At 56.4% G+C, this 24,159-nt stretch carries 20 protein-coding genes and 4 tRNA genes; 7 read left to right on the forward strand and 17 right to left on the reverse strand.

What is annotated here, in order from left to right:
* Positions 1-45: 45 nt before the first annotated feature.
* The 5 genes from hemC to FHC51_RS04695 all read left to right on the forward strand — a co-directional run bounded on the left by hemC (position 46) and on the right by FHC51_RS04695 (position 5,491).
* Entirely contained in the window at positions 46-987 is a 942-nt protein-coding gene (gene hemC, locus FHC51_RS04675; RefSeq protein WP_220434991.1) for a hydroxymethylbilane synthase, read from the forward strand.
* Positions 984-1,724 (forward strand): uroporphyrinogen-III synthase, encoded by a 741-nt coding sequence (gene hemD / locus FHC51_RS04680; protein WP_220434992.1) that lies wholly within the window; start codon positions 984-986, stop codon positions 1,722-1,724. The genes hemC and hemD overlap by 4 nt, the downstream gene beginning before the upstream one ends.
* A gap of 21 nt (positions 1,725-1,745) precedes the next feature.
* Entirely contained in the window at positions 1,746-2,924 is a 1,179-nt protein-coding gene (gene hemX, locus FHC51_RS04685; RefSeq protein WP_220434993.1) for a uroporphyrinogen-III C-methyltransferase, read from the forward strand.
* 2 nt (positions 2,925-2,926) lie between these two features.
* Positions 2,927-4,126 carry a protoheme IX biogenesis protein HemY gene (gene hemY, locus FHC51_RS04690; RefSeq protein WP_103825327.1) on the forward strand — a complete coding sequence of 400 codons (1,200 nt, stop codon included), beginning with the start codon at positions 2,927-2,929 and terminating at the stop codon, positions 4,124-4,126.
* Positions 4,127-4,285: 159 nt separating this feature from the next.
* Positions 4,286-5,491 (forward strand): MFS transporter, encoded by a 1,206-nt coding sequence (locus tag FHC51_RS04695; RefSeq protein WP_220434994.1) that lies wholly within the window; start codon positions 4,286-4,288, stop codon positions 5,489-5,491.
* Positions 5,492-5,992: 501 nt separating this feature from the next.
* On the opposite strand, the gene FHC51_RS04700 is transcribed toward FHC51_RS04695, so the two are convergent.
* From FHC51_RS04700 to trxA, 17 genes are all read right to left on the reverse strand, one after another.
* Positions 5,993-6,069: transfer RNA gene (locus tag FHC51_RS04700), tRNA-Pro, on the reverse strand.
* Positions 6,070-6,112: 43 nt separating this feature from the next.
* A tRNA-Leu gene (locus tag FHC51_RS04705) sits at positions 6,113-6,198 on the reverse strand.
* 21 nt (positions 6,199-6,219) lie between these two features.
* Positions 6,220-6,295, reverse strand: a tRNA-His gene (locus FHC51_RS04710).
* 74 nt (positions 6,296-6,369) lie between these two features.
* A tRNA-Arg gene (locus FHC51_RS04715) sits at positions 6,370-6,446 on the reverse strand.
* A gap of 105 nt (positions 6,447-6,551) precedes the next feature.
* On the reverse strand, positions 6,552-7,934 hold the full coding sequence (locus FHC51_RS04720) for an amino acid permease (RefSeq protein ID WP_220434995.1): 1,383 nt from the start codon (positions 7,932-7,934) through the stop codon (positions 6,552-6,554).
* A 266-nt stretch (positions 7,935-8,200) separates the two neighbouring features.
* On the reverse strand, positions 8,201-8,941 hold the full coding sequence (gene wecG, locus FHC51_RS04725) for a lipopolysaccharide N-acetylmannosaminouronosyltransferase (protein WP_220434996.1): 741 nt from the start codon (positions 8,939-8,941) through the stop codon (positions 8,201-8,203).
* Positions 8,942-8,953: 12 nt separating this feature from the next.
* Positions 8,954-10,306: an ECA oligosaccharide polymerase gene (gene wzyE, locus FHC51_RS04730; RefSeq protein WP_220434997.1), complete on the reverse strand. Its 1,353-nt coding sequence runs from the start codon at positions 10,304-10,306 to the stop codon at positions 8,954-8,956.
* The gene (locus FHC51_RS04735) at positions 10,303-11,382 is read right to left on the reverse strand and encodes a TDP-N-acetylfucosamine:lipid II N-acetylfucosaminyltransferase (RefSeq protein WP_220434998.1); all 1,080 of its coding nucleotides are present in this window, start codon (positions 11,380-11,382) and stop codon (positions 10,303-10,305) included. The genes wzyE and FHC51_RS04735 overlap by 4 nt, the downstream gene beginning before the upstream one ends.
* Complete coding sequence (wzxE, locus tag FHC51_RS04740) at positions 11,379-12,629, reverse strand: lipid III flippase WzxE (RefSeq protein ID WP_220434999.1); 1,251 nt, start codon at positions 12,627-12,629, stop codon at positions 11,379-11,381. Before wzxE ends, FHC51_RS04735 begins: the two co-directional genes overlap by 4 nt.
* Before the next feature lies 1 nt (position 12,630).
* On the reverse strand, positions 12,631-13,761 hold the full coding sequence (gene rffA / locus FHC51_RS04745; protein WP_220435000.1) for a dTDP-4-amino-4,6-dideoxygalactose transaminase: 1,131 nt from the start codon (positions 13,759-13,761) through the stop codon (positions 12,631-12,633).
* A 4-nt stretch (positions 13,762-13,765) separates the two neighbouring features.
* Positions 13,766-14,443, reverse strand: coding sequence for a dTDP-4-amino-4,6-dideoxy-D-galactose acyltransferase (gene rffC, locus FHC51_RS04750; protein WP_220435001.1), 678 nt, complete (start codon positions 14,441-14,443; stop codon positions 13,766-13,768).
* The gene (gene wecC / locus FHC51_RS04755; protein ID WP_220435002.1) at positions 14,440-15,702 is read right to left on the reverse strand and encodes a UDP-N-acetyl-D-mannosamine dehydrogenase; all 1,263 of its coding nucleotides are present in this window, start codon (positions 15,700-15,702) and stop codon (positions 14,440-14,442) included. The genes rffC and wecC overlap by 4 nt, the downstream gene beginning before the upstream one ends.
* On the reverse strand, positions 15,699-16,829 hold the full coding sequence (gene wecB / locus FHC51_RS04760) for a non-hydrolyzing UDP-N-acetylglucosamine 2-epimerase (RefSeq protein ID WP_114316407.1): 1,131 nt from the start codon (positions 16,827-16,829) through the stop codon (positions 15,699-15,701). The genes wecC and wecB overlap by 4 nt, the downstream gene beginning before the upstream one ends.
* A gap of 57 nt (positions 16,830-16,886) precedes the next feature.
* The gene (wzzE, locus tag FHC51_RS04765) at positions 16,887-17,933 is read right to left on the reverse strand and encodes an ECA polysaccharide chain length modulation protein (protein WP_114316406.1); all 1,047 of its coding nucleotides are present in this window, start codon (positions 17,931-17,933) and stop codon (positions 16,887-16,889) included.
* 12 nt (positions 17,934-17,945) lie between these two features.
* Positions 17,946-19,049 carry a UDP-N-acetylglucosamine--undecaprenyl-phosphate N-acetylglucosaminephosphotransferase gene (gene wecA / locus FHC51_RS04770; RefSeq protein ID WP_114388280.1) on the reverse strand — a complete coding sequence of 368 codons (1,104 nt, stop codon included), beginning with the start codon at positions 19,047-19,049 and terminating at the stop codon, positions 17,946-17,948.
* A gap of 240 nt (positions 19,050-19,289) precedes the next feature.
* A complete protein-coding gene (rho, locus tag FHC51_RS04775; protein ID WP_001054528.1) occupies positions 19,290-20,549 on the reverse strand; it encodes a transcription termination factor Rho in 1,260 nt (419 codons plus the stop codon).
* A gap of 337 nt (positions 20,550-20,886) precedes the next feature.
* Positions 20,887-21,216, reverse strand: coding sequence for a thioredoxin TrxA (trxA, locus tag FHC51_RS04780; protein ID WP_006179218.1), 330 nt, complete (start codon positions 21,214-21,216; stop codon positions 20,887-20,889).
* 144 nt (positions 21,217-21,360) lie between these two features.
* On the opposite strand from trxA, the gene rhlB reads away from it, so the two are divergent.
* Both rhlB and gppA read left to right on the forward strand, forming a co-directional pair.
* Positions 21,361-22,626: an ATP-dependent RNA helicase RhlB gene (gene rhlB / locus FHC51_RS04785; protein ID WP_103825314.1), complete on the forward strand. Its 1,266-nt coding sequence runs from the start codon at positions 21,361-21,363 to the stop codon at positions 22,624-22,626.
* Between the two features lie 4 nt (positions 22,627-22,630).
* Positions 22,631-24,115, forward strand: a complete 1,485-nt coding sequence (gene gppA / locus FHC51_RS04790; RefSeq protein WP_220435003.1) for a guanosine-5'-triphosphate,3'-diphosphate diphosphatase — start codon at positions 22,631-22,633, stop codon at positions 24,113-24,115.
* Positions 24,116-24,159: the final 44 nt, after the last annotated feature.

A 24,159-nucleotide genomic window follows, 5' to 3' on the forward strand; every position in this document is an offset into this window, starting at 1 on the left:
CAACAATGTTAGGATGGTCAGCAGACGATTAAGACGGTAACAAGCATGTTAGACAATGTTTTAAGAATTGCCACACGCCAAAGCCCCCTTGCGCTCTGGCAGGCACATTATGTTAAGCAGCGCCTTGAGGCCTGCCATGCAGGTTTGCGTGTAGAGCTGGTACCAATGGTGACACGCGGTGATGTCATCCTTGATACACCGCTGGCGAAAGTGGGCGGGAAAGGCCTGTTCGTAAAAGAGCTTGAGCTGGCACTGCTTGAAGGTCGCGCCGATATCGCGGTTCACTCCATGAAGGACGTCCCGGTTGATTTCCCTGAGGGGCTGGGTCTGGTCACGATTTGCGAGCGGGAAGATCCGCGCGATGCCTTTGTCTCGAATCACTACGACTCCCTGGATGCTCTGCCACAAGGGAGCATCGTTGGCACGTCAAGTTTACGCCGCCAGTGCCAGCTGGCCGAGTATCGCCCGGATCTCATCATCCGCTCCCTGCGCGGTAACGTCGGCACCCGCCTGAGCAAGCTGGACAACGGTGAATATGACGCCATTATTCTGGCGGTGGCTGGCCTGAAACGCCTGGGACTGGAGTCGCGTATCAAGGCGGCGCTCTCCCCGGAACAGTCGCTGCCGGCCGTGGGGCAGGGCGCGGTGGGCATAGAGTGCCGGCTCGACGATACCCGTACCCATGCGCTGCTGGCGCCGCTCAATCACGACGAGACCGCAATCCGCGTGCAGGCGGAGCGCGCCATGAATACCCGCCTGGAAGGGGGATGTCAGGTGCCGATTGGCAGCTATGCTGAATTAACAGATGGCGAACTGTGGCTGCGCGCGCTGGTTGGCGCGCCGGACGGTTCGCAGATGGTACGCGGCGAACGTCGCGGCAAACCGCAGGACGCCGAACAGCTGGGTATTTCGCTGGCGGAAGAGCTACTGGACAATGGCGCCCGTGAAATTCTCGCGGAAGTCTATAATGGAGAACCCCCGGCATGAGTATTCTCGTCACCCGCCCTTCTCCCGCAGGAGATCAGTTAGTGAGCCGTCTGCGCGCACTGGGGCAGGTGGCGTGGAGCTTTCCGCTGATTGAGTTCACCCCGGGCCGGGAACTTCCCCTGCTCGCGGGCCATCTTGGCGCGCTGCAGACCGATGACATGCTGTTTGCCCTGTCACAACATGCCGTGGCATTTGCCCACGCCCGGCTGCAGCAGGAGGGCCAGCGCTGGCCGGATGCGCCGTGCTATTTCGCTATCGGCAGAACCACCGCCCTGGCGCTGCACACCGAAAGTGGCAAGCATGTTCGCTACCCGCTGGATCGGGAAACCAGCGAAGTGTTGCTACAATTACCTGAATTACAAACCGTTGTGGGGAAGCGTGCCCTGATTTTACGCGGCAACGGTGGACGAGAACTGCTGGGCGACACGCTGCGTGAGCGTGGAGCAGAAGTGACATTTTGCGAATGTTATCAACGTTGTAATAAATACTATGACGGTGCAGAAGAGGCGATGCGCTGGCAGTCGCGCGGCGTCACTACCCTTGTGGTGACCAGCGGCGAAATGTTGCAACACCTCTGGTCGCTGATCCCACAATGGTATCGTGAAAACTGGTTACTCCGCTGTCGGCTTCTGGTCGTCAGTGAGCGTCTGGCGAACCTCGCCCGGGAACTGGGCTGGCAAGATATTCGGATCGCTGATAACGCCGACAACGATGCGCTGCTGCGCGCATTACAATAACTCTCATAATGGGAAGCCATAATGACGGAACAAGAAAAATCCTCCGCCGTGGTTGAAGAGACCAGGGAGACTGTGGACACCACGCCACAGCCAGAAACGACAGAGAAAAAGCATGGCAGCAATAAAACCAGTCTGGCGTTAAGCGCAATTGCCATCGCCATTGCGCTGGCCGCTGGCGTCGGTCTGTATGGGCTGGTGAAAAAACAAGCTACCAATCAGGTTGCCACCAACGACGAGCTGGTGACGCAAATCACCGCCTTGCAACAGGCGCAGCAGTCGCAAAAAGCCGAGCTGGATGGGGTGATCAAACAGCAGGCCGATCAGCTGGCCGCCGCCACCCGTAAGCAGGACGAGCTGACCAAACAGCTGGATGAAATGCAGCAAAAAGTGGCGGCCATTTCCGGTACCGATGCCAAAACCTGGCTGCTGGCGCAGGCTGATTTCCTGGTCAAACTGGCCGGGCGCAAGCTGTGGAGCGATCAGGATGTCACCACCGCTGCCGCGCTGCTGAAAAGCGCTGATGCCAGCCTGGGCGATATGAACGACCCAAGCCTGATCACTGCCCGCCGGGCACTCACTGCGGATATCGCCAGCCTGGCGACCGTTTCCCAGGTGGACTACGACGGCATCATTCTGAAAGTGAATCAGCTGTCGAACCAAATCGATAACCTGCGTCTGGCAGATAATAATGACGACGACTCCCCGATGGATTCCGACAGCAGCGAACTCTCCAGCTCCTTGAGCGAGTGGCGCATCAACCTGCAAAAAAGCTGGCAGAACTTTATGGACAGCTTTATCACCGTTCGCCGCCGCGATGAGACCGCCGTACCGCTGCTCGCGCCGAATCAGGACGTCTACTTGCGCGAGAACCTGCGTTCACGTCTGCTGGTGGCCGCGCAGGCTGTGCCTCGTCATCAGGAAGAGACCTACAAACAGGCGCTGGATAACGTCTCCACCTGGGTACGCGCTTACTACGATACCGACGATGCCACCACTACCGCCTTCCTCGAAGAGGTGGACAAGCTGAGTCAACAGAACATCACCATGAACGTACCGGATAAGCTGGAGAGCCAGCCGATTCTGGAGAAGCTGATGCAGACGCGCGTGCGTAACCTGCTGGCACAGCCGGGCGAAGCGGCGGAGCAGTCTCCTGCTCCAGCCCCTGCTCCCGCCCCTGACAGCGCACCGCAAGGAGAGTAATTATGTTAAAAGTTTTATTACTCTTCGCACTGCTGCTCGCCGGGATCGTGCTGGGCCCTATGCTGGCGGGTCATCAGGGCTACGTGTTGATCCAGACCGATAACTACAATATCGAAACCAGCGTCACCGGGCTGGTGATCATTTTGATCCTGGTAATGGTGGCGTTTCTGGCGATCGAGTGGATCCTGCGCCGCATCTTCCGTACCGGGGCCCATACCCGCAGCTGGTTTGTCGGCCGCAAGCGCCGCCGTGCCCGCAAGCAGACCGAACAGGCCCTGCTGAAACTGGCTGAAGGAGACTATCAGCAGGTTGAGAAGCTGATGTCGAAGAATGCCGATCATGCTGAACAGCCGGTGGTCAACTATCTGCTGGCGGCGGAAGCCGCACAGCAGCGCGGCGACGAAGCACGCGCCAATCAGCATCTGGAGCGTGCCGCTGAGCTGGCTGAAAACGACCCGATCCCGGTGGAGATCACCCGGGTACGTCTGCAACTGGCGCGCAACGAAAACCATGCCGCCCGCCACGGCGTCGATCGTCTGCTGGAGATCGCGCCGCGTCATCCGGAGGTGCTGCGTCTGGCTGAGCAGGCCTATATCCGCACCGGCGCCTGGGGCTCGCTGCTGGACATCATCCCGTCGATGGCGAAAGCCGACGTCGGTGACGAAGAGCAGCGCGACAGCCTGCAACGTCAGGCCTGGATCGGGCTGATGGACCAGGCGCGTGCCGATCAGGGCAGCGATGGCCTGAAAGCCTGGTGGAAAAATCAGAGCCGCAAAACGCGCCAGCAGGTGCCCCTGCAGGTGGCGATGGCGGAACACCTGATTGAATGTGACGATCACGATACCGCCCAGAGCATCATCCTTGATGGCCTGAAACGCCAGTACGACGATCGTCTGGTGATGGTGATCCCGCGCCTGAAAACCAATAATCCGGAGCAGATCGAGAAAATGCTGCGCCAGCAGATCAAAACCGTGGGCGACCGCCCTCTGCTGTGGAGCACTCTGGGACAGTCGCTGGCCAGACATGGTGAATGGAAAGAGGCCAGCCTCGCCTTCCGCGCCGCGTTAAAACAGCGCCCGGATGCGTTCGATTATGCCTGGCTGGCGGATACGCTGGATAAACTGCATCTGCCGGAAGAGGCTGCCGAAATGCGCCGCGACGGTCTGCTGCTGACGTTGCAGAATAATCCCCCGCAGCAATAATTGCACAGGAGGCCTGACGGCCTCCTTTTTTATTTGCTACATTCTTAGCATCTTCTTCAGAGACCCACTCCGCCAATGTAACGATCTCCTTTCATTGAACATTTTTTCTGTACACGCCTTTTACGGCGTGGATTAAATCGTTTTTGAAAGGATCGTTTCATGAACACGCTTTTGTATGCGCTTTTTCACGCGCTGCGCTGTCATCGCTGGCTGCGCCTGCTGGCCTGCGCTTTTCTGTTTACCTCTGTGGGGAATGGCTTAACCCAGGTGATGGTCTTTGGTCTGCTGCTGGAGTGGCAGGCTCCCGCCTCTTTACTGACCCTGGCATATCTGTTTGCCCTGCTACCGGGATTTCTGGGCAGCCTCGTCGGAGAGAAGTTCTGTATGCGTTTTTCACCCATCGACCTGCTGCTCCTGACCGAGTGGCTGGGCCTGCTCGCCCTGCTTTTTCCTCTGCTGGGCATTCAGTTTCACAGCATGATGGCGCTGCTGGCGGTGCAGTCCACCGAGGCCTTTCTGACGGGCATGAGCTGGCCCGCGCTGGCCCTGCTGTTCCGGCGGGGATTGTCCGAAGCCGAGCTACCTGCAGCGACCTGCCTGGAGACGATGATTTTTGCTTCGCAGGTGCTACTGGGCACCGGGCTGGGTATGGTGCTGTTTCATCATCTGCCCACGCTGGCACTGCTGGGGATCGACGCGCTCACCTTTGCGGGCTCCTTGCTGATGCTGCGCCTCACCGGCAGCGCGTTGCCTTCTCTGGCGCCTGAGCAGGCAGCAGAAACCGAAAGACCGGTGGCGATGCGCTGGCAGGCACTGGGAGCGCAGCAAAAACGCAGTCTGTTGCTGCTTCCTGCCCTCGCCGCCGTGGGTTCACCCGCTATGGCGCTGCTGCCTGCACTGGCGCAGCAGATTGAGCCGAATGATGCTGCCGGGCTGGCCCTGCCTCTGCTTTTTGCCCGCAGCATGGGACAGCTTTGCGGCCCGCTGCTGTTGAAAAGAGAGAGCCTGCCCCGCTACGCCGGACAAAACCGCCTCCTGCTGACCTGCCTCGGCCTCTTTTTACTCGCCTACGGGACGATCCCGCTGCTATCGGGGATGCAAGCGCTGGGAGCCGTGTTTGTCGCCCATCTCGCTTCGAACGTCGTTTTTGCGGTGGGCACTTTTAGCCTGTTAAGCAGCTTTCAGGCTGACCTGATCTCCTCGGCCAGCGGCAGGGTCTGGCGATGGCAAACCGCCAGCGCATCGCTCTTTACCGGCCTCACGGCACTGGTTGCTGACGTGCTGGGGCCGCTACAGGCACTGTATGGCGTTTCGGGCTGTGCCCTGCTGATGGTGGTGGGGATCCTGACGCGCTACTGCAGATAAGGCATAAAAAAACGCCTGCTAAAAAGCAGGCGTTAAACAGGTCTGTTTGACAACTTGTGGTGCTTCACTCAACGTTGTGTCCATGGTGTTTGATGAGGCCGAAGCGACATCTGTCAGTGGACGATAAGCACCGTAAATGGCTCTGCGTCATTCCGGAGTTTATGAGGCACTAAGGCGAACATAAGAGGTGGAATGAGCATCTACATGTATATTATTGCATGCAATGTGCCAATGTTGCATCACGAAGTTGTATGGATCTCAACTTTTTAAGATAAAAGGAAATTATCCCTTTCAGCCAGGAAACGGGCAGCAGATTGGGCCGATAACCAGGTCAAAGTGTCTCCAGGAAGAGACAGGCTGACGGGTAAAGAAATATATTGATTCATTTCAAGAGGTTATATGTCACTTATTCGCGACAGGCCAGGATATCGCTGTCGGCAATAAACAACAGGGACAGGAAAAGCAGAAAACAAAAAACCCCGCCGAAGCGGGGTTCAAAATTGGTCGGCGAGAGAGGATTCGAACCTCCGACCCACTGGTCCCAAACCAGTTGCGCTACCAAGCTGCGCTACTCGCCGTTGTACTGCTTTTTGAATTTTTAGTTCAATTCATTAAAAGTCGTGGTGCGAGGGGGGGGACTCGAACCCCCACATCCTAAGGACACTAACACCTGAAGCTAGCGCGTCTACCAATTCCGCCACCTTCGCATTTCACAACTCTTTAAATAATGGGGTGGCTAATGGGATTCGAACCCACGACAACTGGAATCACAATCCAGGGCTCTACCAACTGAGCTATAGCCACCACTACTTGATTCTTTACTCTTTCACGCGGTTCTGCCTACTTAACAGACCACCGCAGCTCCAGCACCGGGTGAATGGTGCGCCCGACAGGATTCGAACCTGAGACCTCTGCCTCCGGAGGGCAGCGCTCTATCCAGCTGAGCTACGGGCGCTTAGCGCCGTTGCGGGGCTGGATATTACGGAGGTCTCGGTCTGCTGTCTAGTGCTTTTTTAAAATAAATGCGCGTTTGATTAGACTTTGCGCACTTTGCCGCATATTACTGCGTTTTGGTCCTTTCCACGTGTCGCCCCAGGCCAAAAATCTTGTATCCCGCGCTAACGGCCGCCAGGAATATCGCCCCGACATACAGCGACATGCGGGTGTCTTCGTTGAAGTACATGCCGATCAGCACACAGATCAGGAACGCCATCGTTAAATAGTTAGCCCACGGGAAGAGAATGGAGCGGAACGGATGGCTGGCGATCGCGTTTTTATGCGCCTGCCGAAAACGCAGCTGGCTAATCAGGATCACAAACCACGGCACCATACCTGGCAGAACGCTGGCGCTGTAGACATAAACGAAGACACGCTGTGGGTTCGGGATGATGTAGTTCAGGCATGACCCCACCAGCAGAATAATAATCGAGATGGCAACGCCCACCACCGGCACTCCGGCGCGGGAGACTTTCCCCACCGCCGCCGGCAGCTGGCGGTTGTTCGCCAGCGCGTAGAGCATACGTCCGCAGCTGTACATGCCGCTGTTACAACCGGAGAGCGCCGCCGTCAGCACCACAAAGTTGATAATCGCCGCTGCTGCGGTAATGCCGATTTTGGCAAAGGTGAGCACGAATGGGCTGCCGTTACTGCCAATCTCATTCCACGGGAAGATAGTGACGATGACAAAAATCGCGCCGACATAGAAGATGAGGATACGCCACAGCACCTTGCCCACCGCGCTGCGCAGGGTCACCTGCGGGTTTTTCGCTTCGCCGGCGGTGATCCCGATAAGCTCAACCCCCTGATAGGACGCCACCACAATGCAGAGCGCGGTCAGGAAGCCCTTCCAGCCGCCAGCAAAGAAGCCGCCGTGCTCGGTCAGGTTGCCAAAGCCAATCGCCTGGCCGCCGTTACCCAGGCCGAAGAAGATCACCCCCACGCCGATGACAATCATCACGATAATGGTGGTTACTTTAATCATCGCAAACCAGAATTCGATCTCACCGTACAGACGCACGGCGGCGAGGTTCGCCAGCGCCACCAACCCCACGGCGATAAGCGCAGGTATCCACTGCGCCATTTCCGGGAACCAGAACTGCACATAAACCCCAATGGCGGTGATCTCCGATATGCCCACCGCCATCCACATAAACCAGTACGACCACGCCGTGAGATAGCCAAAAAACGGGCTCATGTAGCGATGCGCATAAACGGCGAACGAACCGGCGACCGGCTCGAGGAACAGCATCTCCCCCATGGAGCGCATGATAAAGAAGACGAACAGCCCGGCGATGATATACGCCAGCAGGACCGACGGCCCGGCCCATTTCAGGGTGCTGGCGGAGCCCATAAACAGGCCCACGCCAATCGTCCCGCCAAGGGCGATAAGTTCGATATGACGAGCTTCCAGCCCACGCTGAAGCTCCGGTTTTTTCTCTGACATAAATCCTCGGTTGTGCTTGCGACTCTCCCGGCCTGCGCCGGTTATTGTTATAGGTACAGATGCGCTATCACAGGCTGTGCGTTATGGGCCGTTTATGTTTACGGTTGATGCTAAAACAGCCTGGTACGGTAGTGACGGGGGAATGGTTTCTTAAATTTTGTAAAATGGCAAACGATGCGTTAAATAAATGAATGTATTGTTGAGAAAAGCAGCAGATTTACGGGGGGATCGCAGCGCGAGCAGTATATCGCGCTGCGTTTCAGATATTACAGGCGACCGGAGTAGTGCCAGCCGAGATAACGCAGCAGACGGAGCTGGCGGGTGATCCGGCTCGGCTGGGATAACAGGCGATACAGCCACTCCAGCCCCAGGTTCTGCCACACTTTGGGCGCGCGCTTTACGTGGCCGGTAAAGACATCGTAAGTGCCGCCCACGCCCATATAGAGCGCATCCGGATAGACCTGACGGCAGTCGCGCATCACGATCTCCTGGCGCGGTGAACCCATCGCGACGGTGATGATCTTCGCCCCGCTGTCACGAATGCGGGCGAACAGCGCCTGCTGATCGTCAGGGCTGAAATAGCCATCCTGGCTGCCGACGATATTCACCTGCCACTGGTCACGCAATTTCTGCTCGGTTTGCGCCAGCACCCCAGGTTTGCCGCCGACGAGGAAGACCGGCGTACCGTCTGCCCCCGCCCGCGCCATCAGCGCTTCCCAGAGATCGGCCCCCGCGACGCGAGAGATGTTCGCCCTCGGGTACTTCTTACGCACGGAGCGCACCACGCTTATCCCGTCCGCATATTTAAACTCGGCCGCCTCGATGAGTTCGCGCACCTGGGCGTTATCCTCAAGGGTAAGCATTTTTTCTGCATTGATGGCCACCAGCGTGCCGGTTTTGATCCCGTCCCCGGCACAGAGATAGTCCAGCGCATGCTGCATATCACGCCAGCCGATCAGCTTCAGGCCCCGCAGGTCATACTGCGGTGCTGAGGTATTATCAATCATTATTATCCTTACTCAGACTCGCGAAAGCGCCCTGCCGTTTGCCGGTTCGCGCTTATGCACTAACCCGGCGCTGTCGAACAGCCAGTACAGCAGCTTCGCCATCAGCAGACAGGCGCCAAAAACCACCATGAAAAAGACCACGCGGGAGACGAACGAATCCAGCCCTTCTCGCGCCAGCACGATCATATTGAAAATGGCACCGAAACAGAAACTATGCAAAATCGCTGCCTTATAGCGGTTGGTCTCTTGATTGCCCAGCGTATAGAGCCAGTCGAACCATTTGATAATCAGCCCGACGGCAATCGCCCCCGGCAGGATAAACCAGCCGCCGCCCATCACCACCAGCGAACCGATCAGCGTCGGTGAGATGGCCAGCCCGGAGTGGTTGTTCAGCACTTCCCAGGTAAAGTAGTTTGCCGTATTCAGCACCACGCCCGGTCTGTCCGGCCACAGCCAGGTGGGGATAAAGACATAAAAATCGCGAACAATGGGCGCCAGCCCCTGAAAATCGATTTTGTCGTAGTTTTGCAGCAGCAGGGCTAAGTTTTCCCACGGCGAGAAGGTGTCGCGGGTGAGGTACAGGAAGGTGTAAAACGCTTCGTCGCCGCTGACATCCATGCCGTAGCGCTTCAGCGCCAGCCAGAACATCCCCACAATTCCCAGCACGCCTGCCGCAGCCAGCATCCACAGCGAGATCCAGCCGCGAATAATGCCGATAAACAGGAAGATCGCGAAGGCGATAATGATGTTTGCGCGCGTGCCGCCGACAATCATGTAGGTCAGCAGGCCAAACGCCACGGTACTGACCAGAAAGAAGAGCCACGCCCGGGCACTCTGATGCAGAAAATAGACCACCAGCATCGCCGGAATGAAGAAATAGAAGAAGCGCTTGAGCGCTACCCCGGAGACTTCGCTGGAGAAGATCTGGCTGTAGGAGTGCAGCTTAAAGAGCAAAAAGCCGTTGTGCATGAAGAAGATACCGACAGTGACAAGGGCAATGCCCATCAGCATCATCCAGGTCAGATGCGTCTCAACCCGGTTCATGGTGAACAAAGGCCGTCGCGATGCGTCACTGCTGGCCGGTTTTAGCCGCGTCTTATAGGCGACGTAATAGACCCCATAGAAACAGGTCGCCGACAGCAGCGCCTGCATGAGTATCTCCGGCGGTACGACGGCCACATCGAAGCGGAACACCAGCACACTGGTCAGCGGAAAGCCGAAGTAAAAGGTCAGCAGAAACAGCAGCGAGAAGAAGACGTTGAAGTTAAAACGCACCCGGCGGAATTCAAACCACGTCAGCGTGGCGATAAACAAGGCGCTCAGAAGCCAGATGACCAGCAGGCCGCTAAATTGCAACTGGCTCATGTATTCTCTCCTGAGGCGATCCGCAGCGCCTGATGCCACGGCGTAAGGTAGTTCGGGCTGAAGAAGTCGATGGCGTTTTTATTCACCTGCGCAAGCTGTCGCTGGGCTTCACGCACCACCTCTTCGTTCAAGTCATCGGTGGTAAACAGCACCGGAATGTGCTGTTCAGCCATGTCCTGCCAGAACGGGTTTTCGCGATTAAGCACGCAGGGAATGCCCGCCTGAATCAACAGACAGAGCGTGCCGATCCCCTGCTGGCGTGCAAAAATGAAATAGCCCAGATCGCACTTACGCAGCAATGCCAGGTAGTCATCAAAGGCCAGCTTATCGCTGAGGATCTGCAAATTGTCCGGGCTGAATAATGCCAGTCCGCTCTGACGGACTTCATCAATGTATGCCGCGTTATTAGCAGGATAGCCCATCGGCACGATCACGTTGACCGTATCGCCAAACTGCTGATGCACCGCCTTTAATGCCGCAATATGTTCGTTACTGCGATCCCCGGAGTTACCCACCAGAATCGTCAGTTTACCCTCGCGTTTCACCTCCCGGGCTAACCCGTTCAGCGACGGGTCCATACGGGTCGGGAAATAGAGCAGTTCACCGCGCACGTTCGGATGCTGTTTTGCGAAATAGTTCAAATCGCCGCGAGTGGCAAAGATGCAGCCCACCCGCCCCTGCGCCATGCGCCGCAGCGGGTAGAAGAGACGGAACTTCCAGCCCCGGGAGACTTCATACAGGTCGGCGCCCCAGATATGCCAGTTAAACTGCGCGGGCCTGATCCCACCACTCAACAAGGCCAGCCACAGGCCGGTATTGAACTGCCCGTGAAAAAAGAAACGCTGCTGGCGGTTGGCCTTGGCTTTGGCGATCACCGCTTTCGCAAGCGTGGCTTTGTCCGGCCAGAAGGTCAGCTGCAGTGCCGGAAAGGCGGCGCTAAGGTCGGTGTCCTTACCCACCACCATAAATTCCCGCGCTAGCTCGCTGCCGGGAGCCAGTTCATCGTTAAAGAACCGCAGTACGGTCTGGTTATGGTGTGGGATATCCGATCCCAGGACGTGAATCAGTGCAGTCATGCGCGTTTATGCCAAAGTAAAAAGACGCCGCAACAGGCAGCAAAATAGACTATATAGGTGGCCATATAGGCCTGAGCCGCTCCCAGCGCGCCGTGCACGGGGATCAGCCAGTGAGAGAATGCCGTCAGCAACGCAAACTGGCTGATTTCCGCCAGAATGTAGAGCCGCAGCGACGCTTTAGCAATCACCAGATAGCCAAAGACGTAAGCGCCTACTTTCAGTACGTCCCCCACCAGTTGCCAGGCGAACAGGTCGCGCATCGCGGTAAACTTGGCGGAAAACAGCAGCCAGATGGCGACATCGCGCAGCAACCAGACGGTAAAGCTGGCAACAGCCACCGCCGGTAAGACGAAGCGCAGCGAACGGAGGATTTCGCGGGTGATCTCCTGCCGGGCGGTGAGCCGTGAGAGCGTAGGCAACAGGTAGACGCTAAAGGAGGCGGTAATAAACTGCAGGTAGGCATCCGAGATACTGCTGACCCCCTGCCAGATCCCCACCTCATCCCAGCTGTAATGCGCCGCCAGCAGGTTTCGCATCATCACATAGGCCACCGGCAGGGTGACGGAAGTAATCAGCGCCATCAGGGTAAACTTTCCCAGCTGTCCCGCCAGAAGCCGATCCCATTTGGGCTTCAGATAGTGCAGCGGGATGGTGCCCCTGCGCATCAGCATAAACGCCGCCGGAACGACCACCAGCGCGGGCACCAGCGCCAGCCCCAGCATTGCGCCTTCATAGCCGCCCAGCCGGTAACAGAAGTAGTAAGCAATTACCCCTATGACGCTACCGACGATCAGCGCTAGCGCATTACCGGCGGCATCGCGAAAGCCTTTCATCAGTGCCAGCAGCAGGTTCGCCCAGGCGATGCCCATCTGCACCAGCGCCACCAGCCGCACCAGACCCTGATAGCCCGTGTGACCGAACAGCCCCTGGCTGATGGGCGCGGCCGCCAGTAAAAAGATGACCGCCAGCAGGGTGGAAAAGCCCAGCACCATTGCCGACGAGGTCCCGACAACCGTGCGCAGCTGCGCCGCATCATCATGATACTGCGCCACGTACTTGGTCACGCCGTTGAAGATCCCCGCCCCGGCCAGTACACCGAGGACGGTGACCAGCTGACGGAAGTTACCCGCCTGCCCGACGCCCGCCGGGCCAAAGGAGACGGCCAGCAGTTTGACGACCAGCAGTCCCGCGCCGATCTTGACGAGTGTGGACGCGGCGGTCCACACCGATGCTTTCGCCAGAGACATATCAGCCGAAATAACTCAGCAGAGTATTGATCACCGTGCGCTGGTTGACCGCAGCGAGGTTGTAGAACAGCGGTAAGCGGAGTAACCGCTCACTTTCTTTGGTGGTAAAGCGATCTTCACCCACGAACTGACCAAAGGCTTCTCCCGCCGGGCTGGAGTGGAGCGGAATATAGTGGAACACCGCCAGGATTTCGGCCTCTTTCAGATACGCGATAAGCGCGCTGCGATCGTCGTTATCCCGCAGCTTGATGTAAAACATATGGGCGTTATGGACGCAATCTGCCGGAATGGTCGGCAGCTCGATACGGCCCTTACGCGCCAGCGGAGCCAGCGCATCGTGATAGGTCTGCCACAGCGCCAGACGCTGCTGGTTGATCCGGTCTGCCGCCTCCAGCTGTGCCCACAGGTATGCTGCCTGCAGATCCGCCATCAGATAGCTGGAGCCGATATCGCGCCAGGTGTACTTATCCACCTGCCCGCGGAAGAACTGGCTGCGGTTGGTCCCTTTCTCGCGGATGATCTCCGCACGCTCCACCAGGGCGCGATCGTTAATTAACGTCGCGCCGCCTTCACCGCCAGCGGTGTAGTTTTTGGTTTCGTGGAAGCTAAAGCAGCCGATGTGCCCGATGGTGCCCAGCGCGCGGCCCTTGTAGGTGGACATCACCCCCTGCGCGGCATCTTCCACCACGTACAGGTTATGCTTTTTGGCAATCGCCATGATGGTGTCCATCTCGCACGCCACCCCGGCATAGTGTACCGGCACGATGGCGCGGGTCTTGTCGGTGATCGCCACTTCAATCAGCGTCTCGTCGATGTTCATGGTATCCGGGCGGATATCGACAAAGACGATTTTCGCCCCGCGCAGCACGAAAGCGTTGGCGGTGGAGACAAAGGTGTAGCTCGGCATGATCACTTCATCGCCAGGACCAATGTCCAGCAATAGGGCGGCCATCTCCAGCGAGGCGGTGCAGGAGGGGGTCAGCAGGACCTTCGCGCTCTGAAAGCGCTGCTCCATCCACTGCTGGCAACGGCGCGTATAGCCGCCATCGCCGCAAAGTTTGCCGCTGCCCATTGCAGACTGCATGTAATCGAGTTCGGTGCCCACCACGGGAGGCGCATTAAATGGGATCATCTTGTCACCTGTATAGCCAGTAAGCGGTCGTTTCGATGTTGCCGCCGCTTGCGATATAACGTTTAAGCGCGGCGGTGTTGCCCATCTGGGTCGCCACCCGCAAAGTAGAAATCTGCTGTTGCTGCGCCCAGTGCAGCGCCGCCTGCATTAACTTCTCGCCCATGCCGCGCCCGGCCAGCAGACCGATACGCGCCTCGTTGTCGCTGAGCTTGCGCAGGGAGACAAAGCCCTGGATGGTGCCATCCGGCGCGCGGAACACCAGGCAGAGATGGTCGAAGGTGCCTTTTACCGCATTTTCGATCCACCGGGCATAGAAGCGACCGCTGTCGTCAGGGGCGTACCACGGCGCGCGAAAGCGGCTCTGCGCAAAGGCTTGAGCGGCCAGCTGGCGCAGCGCCGGGATATCCTGCTCCGTCGCAGGTTCCGCGCCAGGGCAAGCGTATTGCGTTACGGTAATGGCGAGATCGGCTTCGCCTTCCACCAGCCTGAAGCCCTGCGCCTGTAACGCCTCCAGCCAGTCGGCACGGGTGGCCGGAACTTTGGCCTGCAGCCGCTGCCAGGCGTCCAGCTCAGATGCCTCCAGCAGCGGAGCATCATCAGAGAGGCGCACAAGCGCCGTGGGAAGGGCAAAAAACTCGCTTTCCCACTCCAGCGGCTGTAACGCACCGTGCAGCTGACTCAACGCCAGACCCCTTTGGTATCGACGATAAATTCCTGACGGACGGCCTCGCCCTGGATCGCTTTGAACTCGTTATGGTCCACCAGCAGCACCAGCACATCGGCGGTTGCCAGCGCATCGTCCAAGCTTGTCAGGGTGCAGTGACCAGCCAGTTTTTTCGGCAGTTCATGAATATTCGGTTCCACCACCTGCGTTTCACCGCTGTGCCACTGGGCGATCATCTCGGCAATTTCCATCGCCGGGCTTTCCCGCAAATCGTCGATGTTCGGCTTAAAGGCGAGACCAAAACAGGCGATGGTCACCTCGTTCGCCCGCTTACCGCTTTGGGTCAGGTAATCTGCCACGGTGGCTTTCACCTGGTTCAGTACCCAGTGCGGCTTGCTGTCGTTGACTTCGCGAGCGATACGGATAAGACGCGCCTGCTGCGGGTTCTGCGCCACGATAAACCACGGGTCGACCGCGATGCAGTGACCACCTACCCCCGGCCCCGGTTGCAGGATATTAACGCGCGGATGACGGTTCGCCAGACGAATCAGTTCCCAGACGTTAATCCCCTGATCGGCGCAAATCAGCGACAGTTCATTGGCAAACGCAATGTTCACATCGCGGAAGCTGTTTTCGGTGAGTTTGCACATCTCAGCGGTACGGGAGTTGGTCACCACGCATTCGCCTTCGAGGAAGATGTTATACAGCTCGCTGGCGCGGGCGGAACAGACCGGGGTCATGCCGCCAATAACCCGATCGTTTTTAATCAGTTCGACCATCACCTGCCCCGGCAGCACGCGCTCCGGGCAGTAGGCGACGTTGATATCGGCCTGCTCGCCCGCCTGCTGCGGGAAAGTGAGATCCGGGCGCGCCTCAGCCAGCCACTGGGCCATTTGCTCGGTGGCACCCACCGGTGAGGTGGATTCGAGGATCACCAGCGCCCCTTTTTTCAGTACCGGGGCGATGGATTTCGCTGCCGCTTCGACATAGGCCATATCCGGCTCATGCTCGCCTTTGAATGGCGTCGGCACGGCAATCAGGTAAGCATCGGCAACCACCGGTGTGGTACTGGCCCTGAGGTATCCCCCTTCAACGGCGGTTTTTACCACCTTGTCGAGATCCGGCTCAACGATATGAATTTCACCCTTGTTGATCGTCTCAACCGCATGCTGGTTGATATCAACACCCACTACCTGTTTTTGACGGGAGGCAAATGCCGCCGCCGTGGGCAGCCCAATATAGCCAAGACCAATGACAGAAATGGTAGTAAAACTCATAGCGATACCCGATTGTGTTTAAGTGCGTACAAAATGCGGTCACAGGCCTGGCCGTCACCATACGGGTTATGGGCCCGGCTCATGGCCTGATACTCTTCATTGTTATGCAGCAGGCGCGTCACCTCTTCGACGATAGTTCGTGAATCGGTCCCCACCAGCCGCACCGTTCCCGCTTTAACCGCCTCAGGACGCTCGGTGGTTTCACGCATCACCAGCACCGGTTTCCCCAGTGAAGGCGCTTCTTCCTGAATACCGCCTGAATCCGTCAGGATCAGCCAGGCATGGTTCATCAGCCAGACGAATGGCAGATAGTCCTGTGGCTCAATAAGTATGACGTTTTTGACATGCCCCAGGATGCGGTTGACCGGCTCGCTGACGTTAGGGTTCAGATGCACCGGATAGACGATCTGGACATCTTCATTACGCGCGGCGATTTCAGCCAGCGCATGGCAGATTTGCTCGAAGCCCTGGCCAAAACTTTCCCGCCGGTGTCCGGTAACCAGAATCATCTTTTTACCGTTGGCGAGGAACGGATACTGTTCAGCCAGTTGCCCACGCAGGCTCTCGTTCGCCAGCACCCGGTCGCGCACCCAGATTAGCGCGTCGATCACCGTATTGCCGGTGACAAAGATGTGCTGGTCGTTAACGTTTTCGCGCAGCAGGTTTTGGCGGGAGTTCTCGGTTGGCGCAAAGTGATACATCGCCAGATGCCCGGTCAGAGTCCGGTTCGCCTCTTCCGGCCACGGGGAGGAAAGATCGCCCGTACGTAAGCCAGCTTCAACATGCCCAACCGGAATACGTTGATAGAAGGCCGCCAGACTGGTGGCGATGGTGGTGGTGGTATCGCCATGCACCAGCACGACATCCGGCCTGAACGACTCCAGAATAGGTTTTAACCCTTCCAGAATACGGCAGGTAATTTCGGTTAGCCCTTGTCCCGGCTTCATAATATTGAGGTCGTAGTCGGGAACAATGGAAAAGAGTTTAAGGACCTGATCCAGCATCTCCCGATGCTGCGCGGTAACGCAAACTTTCGCCTCAAAATGAGGGTCACTTGCCAGCGCATGGACCAGAGGCGCCATCTTGATGGCTTCCGGCCTTGTACCAAAGACAGTGAGTACTTTCACATCGATTCTCTTCGATTAAGCGATGAAGGCCAGGTGCCTTCATCGTAGATGGCGTTCTTAAATTTTGCGACGACGGGTTAATGCCACGCCTGCGCCAATTAAAGCACCCACAATCCCCCACATAATCATCAGGAATGCGCGACGTGGACTATCGCGTTTTACAGGTTCTTCAGGTGTTCGCAAATAACGATAGGTCTGAAAACGCGGGTCCAGTGTCGGACCTACGTTGAGGGTGTTGAGCATGGCGCGGTTCTGGTCGTAATCAAGGTCAAAATCTGGCCCTACGGCCTGCAGATTTTCCAGGCGCGCCTGGAGCATAGGACGACCCAGCAGGAACATTTCAGAATCGGGCAGTTCATCGGCAGGCACGTCGGTTTCGCTGCGCGAGATATTGCTCTTTTCAGCAATCTTCAGCGCCTGATCGATGTTATGCACCCGGCGGTTAAAGATGGCTTTGGCCACCTCTTCCTGACGTTTGACCTGCGCTTTCATCTGCACGGTACGTGCCGCCCAGGCGCCTTTCAGCTCATCATTAAGATGGCTTGCCGCGCGCTGGCTGGCAAAAGCGACATACTGACGCAGCAGGTTGTTAGCATCCGGCGCCGTTTCAGCGATCAGCTTGACGCTGTCGTTGATGTTGCGCAGCGGATCGCCCGCCATAAACTGGATGTTGTTGATCAGCTCATCCAGCAGGGCAGCATCGGCTTTGCTGTTGCCGACCATTCGCTGTTTGAAATAGTCGGTTTGGTTCCAGAAATCGCGGCGCGTATCCCAGGAGGCGAGCTGCATAACAAACTCTTTGTAGGACTCGTCCATTACCGAGGACTGGTCGGCGGTCGCAGGATTCGCTTTTACATCCAGATTCCGCAAAAACTGTTGCTGAGAGTAGAAGCCTCCGAGCATGTTCACTGTTGGACGGTCGGTAATCGCCGTCGCGCTCCACTCTTGTCTGGCGAAAAAGGTATAGGCCAGGGCGATAAGTGCAAAGCCCAGCGCAATGCCTGCAATCCAAAACTTGCCCGCCCATAACACGCGGAACAAGCCACGAACATCCAGCTCATTCTCAGTTACCACTGATTTTGCTCCCGCCAACGGTTGAGTCATTACAGTCCCGATTTACTTAGTTAAAGTTGGGTTGTTGCCATTATTTCTACGCATACGGCGTTTTACGCGTTTAATAAAGCGCGCCACTTTCCATGCGCGTTTAATACAGTAGCCGTACAGGAAAAATGCTAGCAAGAATAATACCAACATTACCCATTCAGGAATGAAATGTGCATATTCTGCGGCAACGCCAATCCCGGCTAACAGCGCAGCGGCCAGCGTAATTAAGACAAATGCCTGACGTGAGGTGAAGCCAGCGCGCATAATAAGATGGTGAATATGCTGGCGGTCCGGGGAGAAGGGACTCATGCCTTTACGCAGACGGCGGTACATAATTGCCACCATATCCATCAGCGGAATGGCGATGATCCACAGTGCCGTCACCGGACTGATTGGATGGGTATTACCCTGGGTGGTTTCCAGCAGGATCCAGATAACGGTAAAGCCAATCAGCGTACTTCCGGCATCACCCATAAAGACTTTGTAGCGACGCCCCAGTACACCGAGGTTAAGGCAGATATAAGGCAGAATGGCGGCGATCATCGCGAAGCACCACATCGACAGGCTGTATTGGCCGTCGAACCAGAGGATGATGCCGATAGCCGCGAAGGAGACGCTGGAGAGCCCACCAAGCAGACCGTCAATACCGTCTACCATGTTAAAGGCGTTAATCGCCGCCCACACGGCAAATAGCGTCAGGAAGTAGCCGAATGGCCCCAGTACCATCTCCCAGGTGCCAAAAATGTAGCCAAGGCTGCTGAGATACAATTTCCCCACTACCATCATGATGACGCCGATAGCCGCCTGAACCGCGGCGCGGAATTTGACGCTGATGTCGTATCGGTCGTCCAGTGCCCCAACCAGCACCAGCACACCGGCGCAGGCCAGGTAGAGTGCTGCATGAGGAATGTAATAATCCGCAATGGCGAAGGTGAAACAGATACCCGCGTAAACAGAGATCCCACCAACCAGCGGAATCAAGCCTTGATGGCGTTTACGATAATTGGGTTTATCCACCAGTCCGACTCTCTTCGCGACCTTACGGGCGAGGAATAAAAAGCAGGTGGTGAAAAGAAAAATACTGATTAGCTCAGTCACCGCAGTGAGTAGATTCACAATGGATGCTCTCAAAAAATGTTAATCCCGAAAGTATAACCTTGAAGGCTCGGCTCCAGAAGGAAAAAGCAGGCCTCGCCCAAGTCCCTTTGTTTATTTTTCAGACAATTACTTTTCTACTTTGACGAACATTCCGATTTTCGTCCCTGGCAGAATAATTTGACAGCTTACAATTACAGCGTATAAGCCATAAAAGAAAAACGCCACGTAAAAACGTGGCGTTTCGGCGCTTTATTTATATTACGAGCGTTTCATCATATCGAAGAAATCATCGTTAGTTTTCGTCATTGCCAGCTTGTTAATGAGGAATTCCATCGCGTCGATTTCACCCATTGGATGGATAATTTTGCGCAGGATCCACATTTTCTGCAGCTCTTCCTGAGTGGTGAGCAGCTCTTCTTTACGGGTACCGGAACGGTTGTAGTCGATAGCCGGGAAGACACGTTTTTCAGCGATTTTACGCGACAGGTGCAGTTCCATGTTGCCTGTACCTTTAAACTCTTCGTAAATCACTTCATCCATCTTCGAACCGGTGTCGATCAGCGCGGTTGCGATGATGGTCAGGCTACCGCCCTCTTCCACGTTACGCGCAGCACCGAAGAAACGCTTCGGACGATGCAGGGCGTTGGCATCCACACCACCGGTCAAGACTTTACCGGACGCCGGAACCACGGTGTTGTAGGCACGCGCCAGACGGGTGATGGAGTCGAGCAGGATGATAACGTCTTTCTTATGTTCAACCAGACGTTTCGCCTTCTCGATAACCATTTCAGCGACCTGAACGTGGCGGGAGGCAGGTTCGTCAAAGGTCGAAGCAACAACTTCACCTTTCACCAGACGCTGCATCTCGGTCACTTCTTCCGGACGTTCGTCAATCAGCAGTACCATCAGTACGCAGTCTGGGTGGTTGTAAGCGATGCTCTGGGCGATGTTCTGCAGCAGCATGGTTTTACCCGCTTTTGGCGGAGCGACAATCAGACCACGCTGGCCACGACCAATTGGCGAAGCCAGATCCAGAACGCGAGCGGTTAAGTCTTCGGTAGAACCGTTACCACGCTCCATGCGCAGGCGAGAGTTCGCGTGCAGCGGCGTTAAGTTTTCGAACAGGATCTTATTGCGCGAGTTTTCTGGTTTGTCGTAGTTAACTTCGTTAACTTTCAACAGCGCAAAGTAGCGTTCACCCTCTTTAGGAGGACGAATCTTACCTGAAATGGTGTCACCAGTGCGGAGGTTGAAACGGCGGATTTGGCTGGGAGAAACGTAGATATCATCAGGACCGGCGAGGTAGGAGCTGTCTGCAGAGCGGAGGAAACCAAATCCGTCCTGCAATATCTCCAGCACACCGTCGCCAAAGATATCTTCGCCACTCTTTGCGTGCTGCTTCAGGATGGCAAAAATGATGTCCTGCTTGCGCATACGAGCCTGGTTTTCCAGCCCCATATTTTCGCCGAGAGTGATCAGCTCAGAAACCGGCGTATTCTTTAATTCGGTAAGATTCATAATGGTGTGGGTTCTTAAACTCGGGGTAATACTCGAACTTAATTTGTGAATGGTATGGCAGGGTCATCCATGCCTGTTAACGGCTATCAACTCATGTCTGTTCGCTGTCTGCTCACAGGGAAAGCACAGAACTGAAACGACAAGACGGATTGAGTGACAAGCCCGGAATCTATCCACTTCTCGCGCTGTTTATGTCAACAACGGGAAGTATCGGGTAAAACAAGATTCAAACAACAAGGTATGTTTAAAACGAAGTCATAGCTAACTTAGCACGACTCAAGCCGGGCGTCCAGAGATCCAAACAATTTAGAAACCCTGGACGCACAGACGAGAAGCCTTACGCCAGATTGGCGTCCAGGAACTCTTTCAGCTGACCTTTGGACAGTGCGCCCACTTTAGTCGCTGCCACTTCACCGTTCTTAAACAGCAGCAGAGTCGGGATGCCGCGGATGCCGTATTTTGGCGCGGTGCCCGGGTTCTGGTCGATGTTCAGTTTAGCCACGGTCAGTTTGCCCTGATATTCGTCGGCGATCTCATCCAGAATCGGGGCGATCATTTTGCAAGGACCACACCATTCAGCCCAGAAATCGACGAGGATCAGCCCGTCAGCTTTAAGTACGTCCGTGTCAAAACTGTCGTCAGTCAGGTGAATAATTTTATCGCTCATATATAACTCCACAGGAATAAGCCTGGCGCGTTGATCTCGCATCCATCAACGACCTGTTGATGTAGCATTAACCAACTAAAGGTTGACTTTATTTCACCGGATACGCTTTCGTAAAGCAATAGTAAGCTGATATTCTACCACACTATGAGCAAAACACATTTAACAGAACAGAAGTTTTCCGACTTCGCCCTGCACCCAAAGGTGATTGAAGCCCTTGAAAATAAAGGGTTTCATAACTGTACGCCCATTCAGGCTCTCGCCCTTCCGCTGACGCTGGCGGGTCGCGACGTTGCAGGGCAGGCGCAAACCGGTACCGGCAAAACGATGGCGTTTTTAACGTCAACGTTTCATTATTTACTCTCTCATCCGGCAATTGCTGACCGTAAAGTTAACCAACCGCGCGCGCTGATTATGGCACCGACGCGAGAACTGGCGGTACAGATCCACGCTGATGCAGAACCCCTGGCGCAAGCTACCGGCCTGAAACTCGGCCTGGCCTACGGCGGTGACGGTTATGACAAACAGCTGAAAGTGCTGGAAAGCGGCGTCGATATTCTGATCGGCACCACCGGCCGTCTTATCGATTACGCGAAGCAGAACCACATTAACCTCGGCGCTATCCAGGTTGTGGTGCTGGACGAAGCCGATCGCATGTACGATCTCGGCTTTATTAAAGATATCCGCTGGCTGTTCCGCCGCATGCCTGCCGCTAACCAGCGTCTGAATATGCTGTTCTCGGCCACGCTCTCTTATCGCGTCCGTGAACTGGCGTTCGAACAGATGAACAATGCCGAATATGTCGAAGTGGAACCGGAACAGAAAACCGGCCACCGTATTAAAGAAGAGCTCTTCTACCCTTCTAACGAAGAGAAAATGCGTCTGCTGCAGTCGCTCATTGAAGAAGAGTGGCCGGATCGCGCGATCGTTTTCGCCAACACCAAACACCGCTGTGAAGATATCTGGGGCCACCTGGCTGCGGATGGACACCGTGTTGGTCTGTTGACCGGCGACGTCGCACAGAAAAAACGTCTGCGCATTCTTGAAGAGTTCACCCGTGGCGATCTGGATATTCTGGTTGCAACGGATGTCGCTGCGCGTGGTCTGCACATCCCGGCGGTTACGCACGTCTTCAACTATGACCTGCCGGACGACTGCGAAGATTACGTTCACCGTATCGGGCGTACCGGTCGTGCGGGCGCCAGCGGGCATTCCATCAGCCTGGCCTGTGAAGAGTACGCGCTGAACCTGCCAGCAATTGAGACCTATATTGGCCACTCAATTCCGGTCAGCAAATACAACCCGGAAGCGCTGTTGAGCGAACTTCCACCGCCGAAGCGCCTGACCCGCGCGCGTTCTGGCAATGGTCCGCGCCGTAACAGCGCACCGCGTAATCGTCGTCGTTCAGGCTAAAAATATGCTCCGGTCTACCTCGCTCTATGCAGCTATTGATTTAGGTTCGAATAGTTTTCATATGCTGGTTGTACGCGAGGTGGCGGGCAGTGTTCAAACGCTGACGCGTATTAAGCGCAAGGTCCGCCTCGCGGCGGGCCTGAGTGCTGGTAATCAGCTCTCTCCAGAAGCCATGGAGCGTGGCTGGCAATGTCTGCGCCTTTTTGCCGAACGCCTGCAGGATATCCCTTCTCAGCAAATCCGCGTTGTCGCTACCGCAACCCTGCGTCTGGCGGTGAATGCCGGTGAATTTATTGCCACGGCCCAGCAGATCCTCGGCTGCCCGATACAGGTGATCAGTGGTGAAGAAGAAGCCCGCCTGATTTATCAGGGAGTAGCGCATACCACGGGCGGTGACGAGCGTCGTCTGGTGGTGGACATCGGTGGCGCAAGCACTGAGCTGGTCACCGGTAATGGCGCCCAGGCGACATCCCTGAACAGCTTATCGATGGGTTGTGTCACCTGGCTTGAACGCTACTTCACCGATCGCAATCTGGCGCAAGAAAACTTTGATGACGCGGAAAAAGCCGCGCGCGAAGTGCTGCGTCCGGTGGCGGATGAGCTGCGTTATCACGGCTGGAAAGTCTGCGTCGGTGCTTCCGGCACCGTTCAGGCGTTGCAGGAAATCATGATGGCGCAGGGGATGGATGAGCGCATCACGCTGGCGAAACTTCAGCAGTTAAAACAGCGCGCGATCCTCTGCGGCCGCCTGGAAGAGCTGGAAATTGAAGGACTCACCCTTGAGCGCGCACTGGTCTTCCCGAGCGGGCTGGCGATCCTGATTGCCATTTTCACCGAACTGAATATTCAGTGCATGACCCTTGCGGGCGGCGCCCTGCGAGAAGGTCTGGTCTACGGCATGCTGCATCTGGCGGTCGATCAGGATATTCGCGACCACACGCTGCGCAACATTCAGCGGCGGTTCATGGTCGATATTGAACAGGCGCACCGGGTAGCGAATCTGGCGACACGTTTCCTCGATCTCGTCGAAAATGAGTGGCATATTGAGCCTATCTGCCGCGAATTACTGCTTAGCGCCTGCCAGTTACATGAAATGGGGCTGAGCGTCGATTTCAAACAAGCACCGCTACACGCGGCGTATCTGGTGCGCAATCTCGATTTGCCCGGCTTTACCCCGGCGCAAAAGAAATTGTTGGCCACGCTGCTGTTAAACCAGACCAACCCTGTCGATCTCTCTTCGCTCCACCAGCAAAACGCGGTTCCGCCGCGCGTGGCGGAACATCTGTGCCGCCTGCTGCGTCTGGCGATCCTCTTTGCCAGCCGTCGCCGGGACGATCTGTTGCCGGCCATCACGCTGAAGGCGGAAGGTGAGAAGCTGACGCTAACCTTGCCGGAAAACTGGCTGGAGACGCATCCGCTGGGTGCCGAAATGCTGGTACAGGAGTCCCAGTGGCAGAGCTACGTACACTGGGCGCTTGAGGTTCATTAATCACGACGATATGCCCGGTAGCGCAACGCTTACCGGGCCTTCAG

The sequence above is a fragment of the Leclercia sp. EC_58 genome, from assembly GCF_019584355.1.
GTDB lineage: Bacteria > Pseudomonadota > Gammaproteobacteria > Enterobacterales > Enterobacteriaceae > Enterobacter.